The organism is Nesterenkonia sandarakina, from assembly GCF_003003175.1.
In the GTDB taxonomy this organism is placed as follows: Bacteria; Actinomycetota; Actinomycetes; order Actinomycetales; family Micrococcaceae; genus Nesterenkonia; species Nesterenkonia sandarakina_A.
This window is the reverse complement of sequence record NZ_PVTY01000004.1, coordinates 145,251-162,414: the sequence shown is the minus strand read 5'-3', so window position 1 is coordinate 162,414 and position 17,164 is coordinate 145,251. Positions and strand designations below refer to the sequence as shown.

The 17,164-nt window shown below is 68.0% G+C and carries 15 protein-coding genes; 4 read left to right on the top strand and 11 right to left on the bottom strand.

Translation table 11 applies throughout. From position 1 onward, the window contains the following. Positions 1 to 8 precede the first annotated feature (8 nt). Complete coding sequence (locus BCL67_RS04600) at positions 9 to 1,229, bottom strand: endonuclease/exonuclease/phosphatase family protein (protein WP_106122273.1); 1,221 nt, start codon at positions 1,227 to 1,229, stop codon at positions 9 to 11. A gap of 473 nt (positions 1,230 to 1,702) precedes the next feature. Between BCL67_RS04600 and BCL67_RS04595 the strand changes: the two genes are divergently transcribed. Then, positions 1,703 to 3,802 (top strand): BCCT family transporter, encoded by a 2,100-nt coding sequence (locus BCL67_RS04595; RefSeq protein ID WP_106122272.1) that lies wholly within the window; start codon positions 1,703 to 1,705, stop codon positions 3,800 to 3,802. 154 nt (positions 3,803 to 3,956) lie between these two features. On the opposite strand, the gene BCL67_RS04590 is transcribed toward BCL67_RS04595, so the two are convergent. Next, positions 3,957 to 4,787, bottom strand: a complete 831-nt coding sequence (locus BCL67_RS04590) for an aldo/keto reductase (protein WP_106122271.1) — start codon at positions 4,785 to 4,787, stop codon at positions 3,957 to 3,959. Positions 4,788 to 5,034: 247 nt separating this feature from the next. Here BCL67_RS04590 and BCL67_RS04585 point away from each other — a divergent pair, with 247 nt between their 5' ends. Continuing rightward, positions 5,035 to 5,718, top strand: a complete 684-nt coding sequence (locus BCL67_RS04585) for a hypothetical protein (RefSeq protein WP_106122270.1) — start codon at positions 5,035 to 5,037, stop codon at positions 5,716 to 5,718. 46 nt (positions 5,719 to 5,764) lie between these two features. Here BCL67_RS04585 and BCL67_RS04580 read toward each other — a convergent pair whose 3' ends face one another. The 5 genes from BCL67_RS04580 to BCL67_RS04560 are packed head-to-tail and all read right to left on the bottom strand — an operon-like array spanning position 5,765 to position 10,506. Further along, positions 5,765 to 6,559 (bottom strand): LytR/AlgR family response regulator transcription factor, encoded by a 795-nt coding sequence (locus tag BCL67_RS04580; protein WP_106122269.1) that lies wholly within the window; start codon positions 6,557 to 6,559, stop codon positions 5,765 to 5,767. 42 nt (positions 6,560 to 6,601) lie between these two features. Next, entirely contained in the window at positions 6,602 to 7,927 is a 1,326-nt protein-coding gene (locus tag BCL67_RS04575; RefSeq protein ID WP_106122268.1) for a histidine kinase, read from the bottom strand. Beyond that, entirely contained in the window at positions 7,917 to 9,599 is a 1,683-nt protein-coding gene (locus BCL67_RS04570; protein ID WP_106122267.1) for a sodium/solute symporter, read from the bottom strand. Before BCL67_RS04570 ends, BCL67_RS04575 begins: the two co-directional genes overlap by 11 nt. Next, on the bottom strand, positions 9,596 to 10,003 hold the full coding sequence (locus BCL67_RS04565; RefSeq protein WP_181255883.1) for a hypothetical protein: 408 nt from the start codon (positions 10,001 to 10,003) through the stop codon (positions 9,596 to 9,598). Before BCL67_RS04565 ends, BCL67_RS04570 begins: the two co-directional genes overlap by 4 nt. A 20-nt stretch (positions 10,004 to 10,023) precedes the next feature. Then, a complete protein-coding gene (locus BCL67_RS04560) occupies positions 10,024 to 10,506 on the bottom strand; it encodes a hypothetical protein (protein ID WP_106122266.1) in 483 nt (160 codons plus the stop codon). A 277-nt stretch (positions 10,507 to 10,783) separates the two neighbouring features. On the opposite strand from BCL67_RS04560, the gene BCL67_RS04555 reads away from it, so the two are divergent. Next, the gene (locus BCL67_RS04555) at positions 10,784 to 11,110 is read left to right on the top strand and encodes a DUF4212 domain-containing protein (RefSeq protein ID WP_106122265.1); all 327 of its coding nucleotides are present in this window, start codon (positions 10,784 to 10,786) and stop codon (positions 11,108 to 11,110) included. Beyond that, on the top strand, positions 11,107 to 12,783 hold the full coding sequence (locus BCL67_RS04550; RefSeq protein WP_106122264.1) for a sodium:solute symporter family protein: 1,677 nt from the start codon (positions 11,107 to 11,109) through the stop codon (positions 12,781 to 12,783). Before BCL67_RS04555 ends, BCL67_RS04550 begins: the two co-directional genes overlap by 4 nt. A 98-nt stretch (positions 12,784 to 12,881) precedes the next feature. On the opposite strand, the gene BCL67_RS04545 is transcribed toward BCL67_RS04550, so the two are convergent. The 4 genes from BCL67_RS04545 to BCL67_RS04530 form a co-directional block, all read right to left on the bottom strand. Beyond that, positions 12,882 to 13,724: an NAD-dependent epimerase/dehydratase family protein gene (locus BCL67_RS04545; RefSeq protein ID WP_106122263.1), complete on the bottom strand. Its 843-nt coding sequence runs from the start codon at positions 13,722 to 13,724 to the stop codon at positions 12,882 to 12,884. A 149-nt stretch (positions 13,725 to 13,873) separates the two neighbouring features. After that, a complete protein-coding gene (locus BCL67_RS04540; RefSeq protein ID WP_181255882.1) occupies positions 13,874 to 14,293 on the bottom strand; it encodes a CBS domain-containing protein in 420 nt (139 codons plus the stop codon). 173 nt (positions 14,294 to 14,466) lie between these two features. After that, positions 14,467 to 15,768, bottom strand: coding sequence for an ABC transporter permease (locus BCL67_RS04535; protein ID WP_374955624.1), 1,302 nt, complete (start codon positions 15,766 to 15,768; stop codon positions 14,467 to 14,469). Continuing rightward, entirely contained in the window at positions 15,765 to 17,153 is a 1,389-nt protein-coding gene (locus BCL67_RS04530; RefSeq protein WP_106122261.1) for an ABC transporter permease, read from the bottom strand. Before BCL67_RS04530 ends, BCL67_RS04535 begins: the two co-directional genes overlap by 4 nt. Positions 17,154 to 17,164: the final 11 nt, after the last annotated feature.

Genomic DNA, 17,164 nt, shown 5'->3' with positions numbered 1-17,164 from the left:
GAAGCGATTCAGCTCCCGGCGATGTCCAACCAGACGAGTCGTCCGGTCGGGGAGGCCGGATCGGCGGGGTCCACGAGCTTGTAGCCGAACTCACCCTCCGCCGGCCAGAAGACTCCCGAGCGGTCGATGTCGAGAGCGGCCGCGGGAAGCACATAGGAGGACCGGACGGCGGTGCCGCCGGTCAGGCCGTGGGTCGCCTGCGGATCCGCGGTCGCGTCGCGGCGCTGCGGGAGCGGCTCGTCGGTGACCGCCTCCGGGCCCGGATCCTGGATGGTGTCCCCCTCCAGCAGCGAGGACAGCTCTGGGACCTGATCCTCGGGCCAGGTCTGCAGCTCCTGCGCGTCGGCGAGGCTGCCGGCGACCACGAACGAGTCACCCGATTCGAGGCCGCCATAGGCGCCGTCGTCGTCGTAGAGGTACCAGGACGTTCCGGAGACGAACTCTGCGAGCATCCGGCGCTGATCCTCGCTGCGCGCGATGTCCGACTCGGCGGGACCTGGAGGGCTGTTGAGGTCAGTGGCCACGAGGTGGACGTGGTCGGTGTCCCCGGGCACCTCCAGCGGGATGTCCCACAGACTGGTGCCGGGGAGTCGCAGCACCGATCTCTCGAGGTCCGAGAACTCTTCCTGCGGGATCGAGTTCTCCGGCATGTCCTGCCAGAGGAACTCCTGGAAGGTGCGCACCTCATCTTCGGCGATGGGGTAGGTGGAGAAGACTGCCATGCCTCGATCACCGGCATACTGGCCGTAGCCGAGCGCGTCGTTGGGTCCACCGACACGTCCGTCACCGTCCAGGTCAGCTCCCGACTCGATTCCGGAGTTCGTCGGCGCCGTAAAGACATGGGAGTACTTGATGCCGGTCTGGCCGTTCTGTCCTCGAGCGAGATACTCGTCGTTGACGGTGGCGGCGATCTGCTGATGCTCGTCGTAGCTGAGTCCGGTCAGCACGAGCACGTCGGGGGCGTTGACCTGCACGGTCTCGGCCAGGACGCGTGCCTGCGGGTGCATCCCTCCGCCTAAGTCCTCGAGGACCTCCGCGGAGGAGCCTCCGCTGATCTCGGCATGCAGGGTGGCGACCCGGATATCGCCTGCTGACTTCTCCACGGTGGTGGTCGACTCCTGAGACTCAGGCGTTACCACGGGCTGTCCCGGGGCCGGATAGAAGGAGATGCTGCTGGTGGTGTTCGCGGCATGCGCGCCGGAAGATCCGGCCACTATGAGACCGGCCACGAGGCAGCCTGTGAATCCACTGCGCATCAATCCTCTGGCCCGCAGCGCAGATCGATGCTGGCCATTGGGCATGGATTACACCGTAATGCGGACCCTTGGTCGTGCCAAGCCCAGAATGCGACTTGGGGAAACAGTTACCAAGGCGTGACACTCGAGGCACAGACCCGGCAACTCGTGAATCAGAGGCAGATCCGCACGGCGCCGGGAGTCTCGCCTAGCCTGCAGCAGTTGCATTATAAGACCATCGGGTGTGTAAATAGTAGACGGACGCTTTGCAATTCGAGGGTGCCACGACACTTCTGACGACGACGCAAAACTCTGCCGATTGTCGCGACGGGACCGGACACCCGCCCCGTCGCAGCGACCCCGGAGTCGACGTCGTCTTTTTCTGTGTCTGGAACGAATTGATCGCACAGCACTGAATCACCTTGCACTTAACTAGAGAACACTCTCACCTGACGGAGGAGGACTTCATGGCTTCGCAACCCGAAGCTCGACTACGGGACTGGTCGCCGGCTGATGCCTGGCGCGGCCTGAACAAGCCCGTATTCATTCCGGCGGTGCTGATCATCGTCATCGGCCTGATCTTCGCCACCATGTGGGGCGCCGCCAACGGCGCCGATGCGTTCGAGACGCTGAACTCGACCATCGTGGACACCATCGGCTGGTGGTACGCGCTGATCGCCACCGGCTTCGTGGTCTTCGCCCTCTGGGCCGGAGCCTCCAAGGCCGGCAACATCCGCCTGGGCCGTGACGACGAGAAGCCAGAATTCTCGCTCGGCTCCTGGTTCACGATGCTCTTCGCCGCAGGCATGGGCATCGGACTCGTGTTCTGGGGCGTGGCCGAGCCGCTGTGGCACTTCATCGCTCCACCCGAGGTCACCGGCACCGCCGGCGTGGACGCCAGCGGCGAGGCAGTCTCAGCCTCGGAGTCCGCTCTCGCGGGCACCGCCATGGGCCAGTCGGTCTTCCACTGGGGTCTCCACGCCTGGGCCATCTACGTGGTCATCGGACTGGGCCTGGCCTACATGACCTTCCGCCGCGGTCGCCCGCTCTCCATCCGCTGGCTGCTGGAACCGATCTTCGGTCGCAAGCTCATCGAATCCTGGGTCGGCCACATCATCGACGTGGTCGCCATCGTGGGCACCGTCTTCGGCATCGTGACCTCCCTGGGCATCGGCACCCAGCAGATCGCCGCCGGGCTGGGCTTCATGGGCTGGATCGAGGATCCGGCCAACACCATGCTGCTGACCGTGATCGTGATCGTCATCATGGCCATCGCCACGTTCTCCGTGGTCTCCGGTGTGAACAAGGGCCTGAAGTGGCTGTCGAACTTCAACATGGTCCTCGCCGCACTGCTGGCGCTGTTCGTGCTGATCGCCGGCCCGACGCTGTTCCTGATGCAGTCCTTCGTGGGCAACCTCGGTGAATACCTGATGGCGTTCCCGCAGCTGATGTTCGAGAGCGGCGCAAGCTACGTCGGCGGCGACGAGGGTGGATGGTCCGCAGACTGGACCATCTACTACTGGGGCTGGTGGATGAGCTGGGCACCCTTCGTGGGCATGTTCATCGCGCGGATCTCCCGCGGACGCACCATCCGGCAGTTCGTCATGGGTGTCCTGCTGGCACCGACCCTGGTCGGGCTGATCTGGTTCACCATCTTCGGATCCTCCGGCATCTGGTACCAGATGACCGAGGGCGTCATGGTCGGCGAGGACGGCAGCATCGACACCGTCGGCGCCACCTTCACCCTGCTCGAGCAGCTGCCGCTGGCGTCGATCACGGCAGTGCTCGCCATCGTGGTCATCGCGATCTTCTTCGTCACCTCCGGCGACTCCGGCTCGCTGGTGGTGGACGTGCTCGCCTTCGGCGGTCGCACCGACACCCCGAAGCTGACCCGGGTCTTCTGGACCCTGTTCATCGCTGTCACCGCCATCGTGCTGCTGGCAGCCGGCGGCGGCGAGGCTGCCGACGCCTCCCTGCGCGTGCTGCAGGTCGCCTCCATCGCCGCGGCGGCTCCGCTGTCGATCGTGATGGTGCTGGCCGTGATCGCCCAGGTGCGGATGTTCAACTACGAGACGGCCACGATGCCGCGCTATGTCCGGATCCGTCCGACGGCGAGCAAGGCGGCCCTGGTCGACACGGCACGCAGCGCCGCCGGCGGCGGCAACTCTGCTCCCGGCGTCCGTCGGAACCTGCGGTCGATCCTCACCGGTCAGCGCACCGCACTCAAGGGCGTCCTGGGCGGGACCTCCGCCACCCTGGCGGGGCTGGACAAGCCCACCTCGAAGGAGTCCGCGATCTCCACACCGTTCGACTCCGATGACATTGTCTTCGCGATCCAGGACGTGCCGGCCCACTCCACCATGGTCAACCCCGAGACGGGCACCATCGGCTGGGACGAGGACGTCGCGTTCAACGATCCGATCGCCGATGAGGTGTTCGAGACTCCAGAGTTCGCCGAGTCCGCCACCGGTCGACAGTGGGAATCCGAGCAGATCTACGACGAGGCGGTCAGCGGCGAGAAGATCGAGCCGACTCCCGACACGACGAAGGACGACACCCAGCGTTGATCCGCTGGTGATGCTGCGCACCTGTTGAGCGCGGCACAGACGAGAGCGGGGCCCCAGTTCGATGAACTGGGGCCCCGCTCTCGTCTATGCGCTGACCCTGCGATCCCCAGGCTCCCCGCAGCCTGCGGGTGTACCCAGGAACGCGGGAGGCAGATCATGAGGGGTTGAACTCACCCGGGTTGGGTCCGGTGCGACCGTCACGCTCCAGCCCGTCGATGGCGGCGAGCTCGGTCTCGCTGAGCTCGAAGCCGAAGACGTCGAAGTTCGAGGCGATCCGCTCCGGGGTCACCGACTTCGGGAACAGGATGCGTCCGCGCTGCAGGTGCCAGCGGATGACCACCTGCGCCGGGGAGACGCCGTGCGCCTCGGCGGCAGCGACCACTGGCTCGTCCTCGAAGACGGCTCCCTGGGCGAGCGGGCTCCAGGCCTGCGTCGCGATGCCGTGCCGCTCGTTGGCCTCCTGGCAGTCGCGCTGCTGCAGCGCCGGGTGGATCTCCACCTGGTTGATCGCGGGGATCACGGTCCCTGCCTCGGCCACGCGCTCAAGGTGCTCGGGCAGAAAGTTGGAGACGCCGATGCTGCGGGTCAGACCCTCAGCCTGCATCTCCTCCATCGCCTTCCACGCATCGAGGTAGGCCTCGTCGGCCGGTGAGGGCCAGTGGATCAGGTACAGGTCCACGTAGTCGAGACCCAGCTTCTCCAGCGAGGTGCGAAGCGCCTGCTTGGTGTTGCCGGCCTTGAAGTCGCTGACCCACACCTTGGTGGTGATGAAGAGCTCCTCGCGGGGGATGCCGGATGCCGCGATGGCCCGTCCCACGCCCTCTTCATTGCCGTAGACGGCGGCGTTGTCGATATGCCGGTATCCGACCTTCAGCGCTTCGGCGACCACGGTCTCGGCCTCGTCCGCCGGGACCTGCCAGACCCCGAAGCCGAGCTGGGGGATCGTAGCCCCATCGTTGAGTGTGATTGTGGGAACAGTAGCCATCGGCGACCTCTCTCATCCTGCGTACATGTCTGAGGGCAGCCTTGCCCTCCCGTTGTGTGAACCACGCAACAGTCAGGATCATTCCATGAGACTGGTCCTGGCGCTCGCAGTCTGGGTTCCTGCCCGTCTTGACCTCCGGGAGACCCTCCTCACTGGTCAGTCCGGTGCCCACGGGCCTAAGCTGAGGTCCTAAGGACGCACCGCAGGCCGGTGCGGCTCCCCCGCACCGACCACAGAGGATCCCATCATGGCCGCAGAGGTCACTGCATCACGACGCCGAGCCACTGGGCGCACCCTGCTGATCGTCTCAGCCCTGGGCGCGGCGGGATTCGCCGGCTGGTCACTGGCTCAGCTTCAGCTCACCACCCCCGAGACGTTCCTCTCAGAGGCCTGGCATGCCTTCGGTCTCATCGTCTTCGCCGGGCTCTTCGCCCTGGTCGCCTGGCGGCCGCGGGCCTACCCCGGTCTGATGGAGCTGACCATCGTGCACAGCATCGGCATGTTCGTGCTGGCGTTCACCAACCAGGATGCAGAAGGCGCCACGGCGACCATGATCCTGCACGGGCTGCTCGCGCTGGCCCTGCTCATCGCCTATGTCGTGCTGGGCTGCATCAAGGCCTGGGGTCACCAGCCCGCCGCGCAGCCCTCCCCCACGCGCACCGGGACGACCCGTGACGCCGCGACTCGCAGCTCCTCGACCAGCAACTCTCCGACCCGGGAACCGGCCGGCACGAAGGGCTCTGCGGCGCAGGGGACGCCGAACCGCGAGCCCGCCGGCACCCCGCGCGGGATCGACCGGACCCCGGAGGCCCCGACGCAGCCTGCCGCAGCAGCACCACGCTCAGCACCAGGCTCCGAGCCCCGCCCCCAGCAGGCTCAGCCGACCAAGCCGATGCCGCGGGAGCTGCCCGAGGATCGTCCGCTGAGCTAGAAGCGACTGCGAGCCGTCACACCCGGACTCGCTGGACCCAGCGCCGCTACACCCCTAGGCGACGACGGAGTTCAGGGGCGTGCCGGCGCGAGACCTCCACCCGACTGCGCTGACGATCATTGAGCACCAGGACCAGCGCGCCCCGGAAATCGGGCACCAGCTCCCGGACGTAGCGCAGATTCACCAGGTACGAGCGGTGCACCCGGAAGAAGTGACCCTGGAGCCGGCGCTCGAGCTCGTTGAGCGAGAACGACACCAGCACCCGATCATCGGTGAGCTTCAGCGAGGCGTAGCCGCGAGCCGCGACCGCGTAGACGATGGCATCGCCGTCCACCAGCACGGTCCTGCCGTCCTTCTGCACCGGTATCCGCACCAGCTGCTGCGCCCCGCGGACCGGGGGCGCACTGGCGGCAGGCTCTGCGGGAGCCGGGGACGCGGCCCCAGGTGCTGAGGCGGCACCCTCGGCTCCGGCGAGCGCGCGCTGGACCGAGCGCTGAAGCCGATCGGCGGAGAACGGCTTCACCAGGTAGTCCGCGGCGGCAAGGTCGAAGGCCTCGACGGCGTGATCCGGATATGCGGTGGTGAAGATGACCTGGGGGCGGCGCACGCCCTCGGGGCCAGGGGCACCGTGCAGCCGCTGGGCGACCTCCAGCCCGGTGAGCCCGGGCATGCGGATGTCGAGGAAGACGAGGTCATAGGCCAGCGAGTTCAGCAGCAGGAGCGCCTCTTCGCCATTGGTGGCTTCTCCCACCACCTGGACGCCGCCGATCTCCTCGAGCAGGAACCGCAGTTCCTCACGGGCAGGAGCCTCGTCGTCCACGATCAGAGCGCGTGGGTGCATCCACACAGTATAGGGGGAATGTTCAGGTAGATGTGATCGCCGTCACCGCAGCGGTATCTGCAGCTCCACCACCGTGCCTCCGGAACGCGGGGTCGAGATGGAGAGGTCGTAACGGTCCCCGAAGAGCGAGTTCAGCCGTTCGGTGATGTTATGCAGGCCGACCCCGGCATGGTTCGGGTCCTCGGTGAGGGCATCGGCGCCGTCGAGGCGTCCGGCCGCGTCGGCCATCTGCGCCAGCACCTCAGGGGCCATCCCCACGCCGTCGTCGCTGACTCGGATGGTCGTGGTGCGTGCCAGCGGGTCCACCCGGGCGCGCAGGTGCACGGTGCCACCGGCGGGCTTGCCCGCGATGCCGTGCTTGACCGCGTTCTCCACCAGCGGCTGGATCATGAGCACCGGCACCCTGCTGGTGAGCACCTGCGTGTCGATGTCGTAGCGGACCTTGAGCCGATCCCCGAAGCGCGCCTGCTCCAGCGAGACGTAGGTGCGCACGAAGTAGTACTCCTGGGCGAACTCGGCGTAGTGACCCTCCTGGCGCACCGCATAGCGGAAGAACTCGGAGAGCCGCAGCAGCAGCTCGCGGGCCTCATCCGGGCGGGTGCGGGCCTTGGATGCGATGGTGTTGAGGATGTTGAACAGGAAGTGCGGGTTGATCTGTGCGCGCAGCGCGTTGAGCCGCGCATCGGTGGCCAGCTGCTTCTCGCGGTCCAGCTCGGCGAGCTCCAGGTGCAGCGAGAGCATCGCTGCCATGTCTTCGACCAGCTGACGCGGCGGGATCTCAGTCTCAGCCTGGTAGACCCCGAGAGTCCCGATCACCCGGGAGCCCACACGCAGCGGCACGATCACCGCGGAGGTCAGCTCGCAGTCGGGTTTGCGGCAGCCCAGCCCGGCGCGGTCGCGGACCACCTGGGTCTTGCCCTTCGCAATGGTGCGCGGGGCCGCGGAGGTCTGCATCTGGGCGCCTTCGCGGTGGTGATCCGCGCCGGGTCCCACATAGGCCAGGATCTGCTCGCGATCGGTGATCGAGACGGCATCCCCGGAGAGCATCGGGCGCAGCAGCTCGCAGGTGCGCCGCGCGGCCTCCGGGGTGAGCCCGGCGCGCAGCGGCATGGAGCGCCCGGCCGCGGCGAGGTTGCGCACTCCCCGGCTGACCTCCACCTCACGAGGTGAGACCGGGCGCTGACGACGCCGCCCGGTGGCGCCGCGCAGCGCCGAGGGGTAGCCCAGCACCGCCCCGACCGTGAGCCCGAGTCCCAGTCCCAGCGTGGGCAGCATGGGCAGCGCCGGGTCGGAGAACACCTGGGTGCCGAGATAGACCAGCACCCAGATCAGCGTCACTCCTGCTGCCAGCATCGCGCTACCGCGCATCCACGCCTCCTCGAGTCAGTCGGGCCATGCGCTCGGCCCGGCGGTCCGCCGCGGTGCCGTGCATCCGCACCCAATGGGCCTGCACTCCGTCCGGGGGCCTGGTGCGCAGCGAGACCAGCACCACCACCGCCACGGTGATCGGGGCGACGACCAGGGTGGGGGCGGCGAGCAGCTCGCGCAGCCAGACGGTCTCGATCAGGCCGGCGGTGAGGAACATGCTCACCGAGAGGAGCGCCCCGGTGAGCAGGCCGGCCAGTGAGGCCGCCGCCGTCGTCCTGTGCCACCAGATGGCGAGCACCAGCACCGGCGTCAGCGCGGAGCCGGCCACCGCGAAGGCCCAGGTCACCATGGTGGCGACCAGCGAGGGCATCGCCGGGGCGAAGGCTTCGGGGCGCAGCGCGATCGCGAGGCCGGCCGCGAGCGCCGCGCCCAGCAGCGTGGTGATCCGTCCGACCCAGACGGCCTGGCGCTGGGTGGCCCGCGGGTTGATGTGGCGCTCGTAGACATCGTGGCCCCAGGTCGCCGCCGAGGCCAGCAGCAGCCCCGCCACGGTGGACATCGCAGCGATCAGTGCGGCGGCGGCGATCAGGCCCAGCCCGGTCTGCTCGCCGTAGATCCGACCGAGCACCGGCAGCGCATGCTCCGGGGTGTGCAGCACCCCGTTGACGGTCAGCTCCTGCAGCCAGGGCCGGCCCGCGACGGCGTCAGGGATGATGTCACGGGCGGCGGTGCCCAGCATGATCGCCATCGCGTAGAACGCACCGATGAGCACCAGCACCCAGACGGTGGTGGTGCGGGCGGCCTTGCCGGTGGGCGAGGTGAAGTAGCGGTTCATCACATGCGGAAGCCCGGCGGTGCCCAGACCCAGTGTGACCACCAGCGCCACCTGGCCCAGCGGCCCGTAGCGGGCGCCGGGCTCCCCGAAGAGCGCCGGCTCCCCCGGGTGCATGTGGTTGGTCTCTTCGGTGAGCGTCCACGCCTGCCCGTCGGCGTCGAGGGCGGGGTTCGCCAGCGGAGCCTCGCTCAGGCTCTGCACGGCCTCTCCGTAGCGAAAGCCATCGGCGGTCACCACCACGGCGAGCCAGACCAGCGCCGCGAAGAGCAGCAGGAACTGCACCGCCTGGTTCCAGGTGGTCCCCCGCATCCCGCCGAAGGCGACGACGACGGCGACCACCGCCGTGGAGAGCAGCACCCCGGTGGCGTAGGGCGAGAGTCCCAGCAGGCCCTGCCCGACCAGCAGCTCCCAGGTGATGCCTCCGCCCACCGACTGCGGGACCAGGTAGCAGAGGATGACCAGCTGGACCACGCCCACCGAGGCGAGCCGGACCGGGTCGGAATCCATCCGACGACCCAGGAAGTCGGCGAGCGAGAACTCGCCGAAACGACGCAGCGGAGCGGCGATGAGCAGCAGCACGGGCACGAAGCCGGCGGCGAACCCCACGGCGTACCAGGCGCCGTCCAGGCCTGAGACGTACACCGCGGCGGCCACCCCCAGGAAGGAGGCGGCCGAGAGGTAGTCTCCGCAGATGGCCCAGGAATTGGTCATCACGCCGACGCGCTGGCCCGCGAGGTAGAAGTCCACCGTGGAGGGGCCGCGGGGCCGGCTGATGAAGGAGACCCCGAGCGCGATGATCAGCACCACCGCCAGGGTCACCACCGCGGTCGAGGTCATCGAAGTTCCTCCCCGCCGAGCGCGGTGCGGTCCGCGTGGACATCGAGCTCCTGCTGACCGCCCAGCATCCGCGATTCGACCGAGGCGCTGAGCCGGGCCGCCGCGATGCCGATGACCGCGAAGGCCAGGTAGAGACCTCCGGCCGCGGCGACGAAGCCGGGGCTGAGCTCTCCGAAGACGCGGGCGCCGGTCCACCACTGCAGCGTCATGGTCAGCACCGGGAAGGCGGCCACCAGGACCAGGAAGACCAGGAAATAGGCGAGCGCGATGCCGCGCTGGGCGCGGAAGGCGGCATCGACCTCGGCGGGGGTGTCGCGGACCTCGGTGTCGGGGGAGGCGTCGGCCTCAGAAGCCCGCTCAGCATCGAAGTCCTCGGGCGTGGGGGCCGGGGAAGAGTGTCTCACCACCTCAGCGGGCATGCCCCTCAGGCGGGGAGCCACGTCCGATACATGGTCCAGGAGGACTTCAGCAGAACCACGGCGCCGCCGCCGGCGAGCACGAGTCCCATGCCGGGGAGCAGTCCGCCCCAGGCCCCGGAGCTGGCCGAGAAGGCCAGGATGTTCCAGGTCTGCAGCAGCACGATGCCGGCCACGAGGACGCCGGGGATCGCGGCGTGGGCGATCGCCAGTCGGCGGCGCGGCACGAATCCGCCGGCGAAGGCCAGGAAGCCCACGGCAAGAGTGATCACGCCGGGGCCGTCGGTGCCGCGCAGCGCGTAGACCTCCCCGGTGACCTGCTCCAGGAACGGCAGGTAGACCCATGGCAGGAAGGCCGAGACGATCAGCATGAGTCCGCCGAGGATCATCGCCTTGCTTCCGGGGTGAAACACACCCCACCCGGTGGCGCTGCCGGCCTTCAGCCGCGCAGTGATGCCGCCGTAGATGCCCTTGTCCGCTGTCGTGGTCATGCCGTCATCCTAGATGTGATCCGTGCCACAGGCGAAGCCGGCGTCGGAGAACCTGACGAGCGGCACATTTCCCACGCTGGGCGGCGATTTTCTGCCGATGAGCGGTCATTGCACGGGGCCCGACCGTTCATCGCGCAATTCCTGCCGCTGGCAAACACAGATCCACCGCTGAAGGTCCCGGGACTTGTGATCTGGGACACATTTTGACTGTCTTAGACCAGTCCCTGCGCATCCCGCGTGGGCGAATCACCTCGCACTAGGAAGAAGGGAGCCTCCCATGTCCGATGTGGCACATGAGGGTACCTCCGGCGGACCACCAGAGGCAGAGGACACCAGCTGGCGCCAGCGCTACTGGAAGAAGAACCTCCGGCTGATGATCACTCTGCTGGCCATCTGGTTCACCGTCTCATTCGGCTTCGGCATTCTGCTGATCGAACCGCTCAACAACATCGTGATCCTCGGCTTCCCGCTCGGCCTCTGGTTCGCCCAGCAGGGATCGATCTACGTCTTCGTGATCCTGATCCTGGTCTACGCCCTGTGGATGGACAGGATCGATGACGAGTTCGGCGTGGCCGAGCGCAATGACGAAGGGGGCTACAAGTGACCGAGACCCAGTTCTGGACCTTCTTCTTCATCATCCTGACCTTCGGCATCTACATCGTCATCGCGTGGCGCTCGAGGGTGAAGGAGACCAAGGAGTTCTACGTCGCCTCCCAGGGCGTTCCGACCCTCGCCAACGGCGCGGCCATCGCGGCGGACTGGATGAGCGCCGCCAGCTTCATCGGCATGGCCGGCCTGATCGCCTTCCTGGGCTCCGACGGCTCGGTCTACCTGATGGGCTGGACCGGCGGCTACGTGCTGCTGGCTCTGCTGCTGGCCCCCTACCTGCGCAAATGGGGCAAGTTCACGGTGCCCGAGTTTGTGGGCGAACGCTACTCGGAGTCGGTCCGCATCGTCGCGGCCGTCGCCGCGATCGTGGTCTCCTTCACCTACGTGGTCGGCCAGATGGCCGGCGGCGGCATCGTCTTCAGCCGCTTCCTCGGGCTCAGCATCGAGTGGGGCGTGGTGCTGGTCGCCGTCGTCATCTTCTTCTACGCCGTGCTCGGCGGCATGAAGGGCATCACCTACACCCAGGTGGCGCAGTACACCGTGCTGATCATCGCCTACCTGATCCCGGCCTTCGCCGTGGCCTACCAGACCACCGGCATCCCGGTGCCGCAGATCTCCTACGGCCAGATCCTCACCGAACTGGACTCGCTCAGCGTCGAGTTCGGGCTCAACGAGTTCACCGAGGCGTTCTCCGGCCGCGCCGGCGGCCAGATCGACGTGTTCCTGGTGACGCTGTCACTGATGCTGGGCACCGCCGGTCTGCCGCACGTGATCGTGCGCTTCTACACCACCAAGACCGTCCGGGGTGCTCGCTACTCGGGCTTCTGGGCGCTGTTCTTCATCGCCCTGCTCTACCTCACCGCTCCGGCGGTGGGCGCGTTCACCAAGCTGAACCTGCTTCAGGGCGTCCAGGGCCAGGGGCCGGACAGCCTGCCTGACTGGATCAACACCTGGGCCCCGACGGGTCTGGTGACCGTGAACGAGGACGTCGAGACGATCGGGACGGTCTCGAACATCGCGACCTCCGGGGCGGACCTGATCGTGAACAACGACATCCTGGTCCTGGCCTCACCGGAGATCGGCGGGCTTCCCGCTCCGATCGTCGGGCTGATGGCCGCCGGCGGCATGGCGGCAGCCATGTCCACCGCCGCCGGCCTGCTGCTGGTCATCTCCTCCGCTGCCTCCCACGACCTGTACTTCCGGGTCTTCAAGAAGACCGGGGCCTCGGAGAAGGAGCAGATGATGGTCGGACGCATCGCCATGGGCCTTGCGATCCTGTTCGCCATCTGGGCCGGCATCAACCCGCCGGCCTTCGTGGCCCAGGTGGTCGCGTTCGCCTTCGGCCTCGCCGCGGCGAGCTTCTTCCCGATCCTGATCCTCGGGATCTTCTGGAAGAAGGCCAATGGTCCGGGTGCCGCCGCCGGCATGCTGACCGGCCTGGCATTCACCGCCACCTACATGATCTACACGCTGGAGGTCTTCGGCACCGGCGCGAACGATCACATCCTCAACGTCTCCCCCGAGGGCATCGGTGCGATCGGCGCCGCGGTCAACCTCACCGTGATGATCGTGGTCTCGAAGCTCACCGCGCCACCGAGCGAACACGTGCAGGAGATGGTCGAAGAGATCCGGTATCCGCAGACCCGAAAGGCGCCTGTGCGCTCCTGATCCGGGCCCTGCCTCGGCAGACCCGCCACAGACAGACGGCCCCCGCTCCATCACCTGAGCGGGGGCCGTCTGTCTATGTGCTCAGCATCTGACGTTGATCAGGAATCGCGCCAGGAGTGCCTGGGCTCGTAGCCGAGCTCGCGGCGGGCCTTCTCGATGGAGAGCAGGGTGTCGTTGACCCCGAGATCTCCACGGAGCTCGACCTCGGGGAAGACCTCTGCCACGAGCTCGGCGTTCGGACGGGACATCACCGTGTCCGCCGCGGCGATGATGTAACGCTCGAATCCTGGGCCGGCGACCTCGAGAGCGCGCTGGATCGACTGGGCGCCGTCACGGGCGTCGATGTAGCCCCAGAGGTTCCACTTGCGCAGCGAGGCGTCGGAGTCGAAGTCCGGGAAGGCCGCGTAGTCCTCTGGATTCATCACGTTGGAGAAGCGCAGCGCGGTGATGGAGAGCTCCGGGTTCCACCGGACCAGTTCGATGGCCATCTGCTCCTCGAGGTGCTTGACCAGCGAGTAGGTGGATTCGGGTCTGGCGGGGTACGCCTCGTCCACCGGGATATAGGGCGGCGGGGTGTCGAAGGGAAGCCCCAGCACGGTCTCGGAGGAGGCGTAGACGATCCGGTCGATGCCGAGCCTGGCCGCGGCCCAGAACACGTTGAAGGTGGCGCTGATGTTGTTGTGGAAGGTGGCCGCGTCGGTCCGGATTCCGGGCGCCGGGACGGCTGCCAGGTGCACGACCGCGTCCACGCCGTCGTGCTGATCCCCGACTCCGCTGAACGCGTCGATGACCTGGCCGTAGTCGGTGAGGTCGAGCTTCACGAAGCCAGGGCCGCGGGTGCCCTCGACGTCGAAGCCGATGACCTCATGACCCGCGGAGCGCAGCTCTCGCGCTACGACCGTGCCGAGCTTTCCAGCGGATCCGGTGACTGCGATTCTCATGGCGCCTCTTCTGCGTGTGGACGGGCTGTGTGTGGGCAGTGTGTCGGGGGTGTGTGCTGGGTCTCAGAACATCCCCTGCTCACACTAATCCACGACGCCGGTCTCTCGACTGGTCCGCCCAGGCGCAGCGCAGGCCTCAGCGTGGACGGTCAGCGCGGATCCCGGCCCAGGCCGAGTGCGTCGAAGACCGAGGAGGGCTGAGTGAGGCACCAGCTGAAGACCGGGTCCGGGTATATGATGCCTGCGGTCTGGTCGCCGTCGAGAACCAGCAGCGGCTGGGCTCCGGATCGGCGGTAGCGGGCCAGCACGTCCTGGATCGGGTCTGCCGGGCTCAGCGGCCCCGGCGTGGAGCCGACCAGCGCGGCGCAGCGCTTCTTCTCCCACTGCCCGGGATGGCTCCGTGCCACGTCGGTGAGCGCGGCCTCGGTGATCAGTCCCAGCGGCTGGTGGGAGAGTCCGATGACCAGGGCGGCGGCGTCGAGCCGGTGCACGAGCTCGGCGGCGTCTCGAAGCGGGGCGGTGACCGAGACGACCGACTCGATCCCAGACATGAGATCGCCGACGCGCATGGCGCTGGGACCTCGCGCGGGAAGAGTCGTGTGACCGCCGGAGAGCCCGGCGGTCAAGTGTGAGAAACGCTCCATAAGCAACCCTTGAATAGTGAACCAAGAGCCCGCTGCTTGAGCCGATGAAATCCTATCCGGAAGGACGCCCGGGGTAAAGACGCTTTCTGCCGATCGGTCTATTTCACATAGGGTGTGCCGTTCGCCGCGGGGGGACGGACCCGGCCGACGAATCCGGCCACCGCGAAGATGGTGATCACATAGGGCAGCATCAGCAGCGCCTCCGAGGGCACCGGGGTGCCGATGGTGGCCAGCGTGTTGCCCAATGAGGTGGAGAAGCCGAACAGCAGCGCCGCCAGCAGCGCGCCGATCGGATGCCAGCGGCCCAGGATCATCGCGGCAAGTGCGATGAACCCGGCACCGGCGGACATCTCTTTGCCGAAGGCGAGGCCCTGTCCGATGGTGAAGAACGCGCCGCCGAGTCCGGCGATGCCGCCGGCGAGGATCACGTTGTAGACCCGCATCCGGTTGACCTTGATGCCCACGGTGTCCGCGGCCTTGGGGTGCTCGCCGACGGCTCGGGTGCGCAGTCCCCAGCGGGAGCGGAACAGGAAGACATTGAGCACGCCGACGATGAGGTACATCAGGTAGACGAGGATGGTCTGGTTGAACAGCACCGGGCCGATGATCGGGATCTGCGAGAGACCCGGGATCGGAAGCCGCGGCAGCTGCTGGCGGGCATTCCACAGCTCGGGGTTCTGGGTCAGCGCGGTGGAGAACAGAAATCCGGTCAGCCCGATGATCAGCACGTTGAGCACGACGCCGACGATGATCTGGTTCACCTGGTACTTCACGGAGAAGAACACCAGCAGGGCGCCGACCAGCGCGCCGGCGACCGGAGCGAAGACCAGCCCCATATAGGCGCTGGTGAACACCGAGGCGGCGACGGCGGCGAGGAACGCGCCGGCGAGCAGCTGGGCCTCGATGGCGATGTTGATGACGCCGGAGCGCTCACCCACCAGTCCGCACATGGCGCCGAAGATCAGCGGCACCGAAAGCGCCAGCGCCCCGGTGAGCATGGTGACCAGCGGGATGACGGCGCCGCGGTCGGCGCCGGCCCAGACCAGGAACGCGAGCACGAAGAGCACGCCGAAGAGCAGCGGCAGCCACAGGCGGGTCCGCACACGTTGTGACGCCTGCCAGATCGCGAGTCCGGCGAGCCCGACCAGGATCAAGGCGAGGATCCAGCCTGCTGGGCGTGAGGGCAGCTCCACCAGCGGGATCTCGAAGAAGTCCCCGCCCGAGGAGAGTCGGAAGTGGGTGCGGGCGCCCGCCGGGAGGGTGATCGCGAAGAGGACTGCCAGAGCCGCCAGGACGGCGTAGGTGATCGGGTACTTCCAGGAGATCGGACGGACTCCGGTGGTGGACTGTTTGAGCGGCTCGGCCTGGACGGCGGCGGGGCTCACGGTCTGGTCGCTCACTTGCCAGGCTCCTGTGTGTTGGTGCTCGGTGGCTGGGTGCCCGGTGTTGTGGTGCCCGGCGTCATCGTGCCCGGGGATTCAGCGTTGGGTGCGCCGGAGGTCTGCAGCGCGCGCTCCTGGACCGGAGCCGCGGAGTCGGTGCTCCGGGCCTTGCGCCGGGCGCTTCGCCGGCGGAGTCGGGGGCGACCATCGGCGTGGGGCAGGAAGAAGATCGCGCGGACCAGCGGCGGAGCGGCGATCATCAGCACGATCACGGCCTGCAGGACCAGCACGATGTCGATCGGGGTGCCGGTCTGCGCCTGCATCAGCACGCCGCCGGCGCGCAGCCCGCCCAGCAGCAGACCGGCCAGGAAGGTGCCCAGAGGCCTGGAGCGGCCGAGCAGCGCCACGGTGATCGCGTCGAAGCCCAGGGTGCCGGCCACGCCGCCGGCCAGACGGTATTCGGTGCCCAGCACGTGGGCGGCGCCTCCGAGGCCTGCAAGGCCTCCGGCGATCACCAGCACCAGGGCGGTGGCCTTGGGCACGTTGATCCCGGCGGTGCGGGCTGCCTCCGGGTTCTCGCCGATGGCGCGGAACTCGAAGCCGAGCGTGGAGCGCTCCAGCAGCCACCAGACGCCGAGGGTGGCAAGGATCGCGATGAGGAAGCCGGCGTGGAGCCGGAATCCTGAGCCCAGCAGCGAGAAGAGCTGCGCGGACTCGTCGACCGAGCTCGAGAGCGGCTGGTTGGAGCCGGTCTGCTTGTACCACTGCTGCTGCAGCAGCCAGGCGAGCAGGTAGATGGCGATGTTGTTGAGCATGATCGTCACGATCACCTCGTTGGCTCCGGTGCGAGCCTTCAGCACACCGGCGATGCCGCCCCAGATGGCGCCGCCGAGGATGCCGCCGGCCAGCGCCAGCAGCACGTGCAGCCCCACGGGCATCGACAGGGCGTAGCCGAGGAAGCCCGCGGAGGTGGCGCCGAGGATGATCTGGCCCTGGCCGCCGATGTTCAGCATCCCGGAGCGGAACCCGATGGCGATGCCGAGCCCGGCGAGGATCAGCGGCACCGAGTAGACCATGGTCTCGGTCAGCGGTCGGATCGCACGCTCCGCCGAGGGGGCCTGCCAGTCGAAGACCGCCCCGCGGAACAGTGCGGAATAGGCCTCGCGCAGCACCTGGAACGAGGTCTCCAGGAAAGCGGTCGGCTGGGCGAAGAAGTAGCTCAGGCTGGCCTGGACGTCTCGGTTGGCGGCGAGGATCAGCACCGCGCCGACCACCAGGGCCACGACGACGGCGAGGATGGTCACCACCCAGGAGGTCTGGCCCAGCTCGCGCAGCGCACGCGAGAGCCGGCCCTCGGCCTCAGCCCACGGGCTCTGCTGCTCGGGCTTCGGGGCAGGGGTCATCCCCTGCTGGG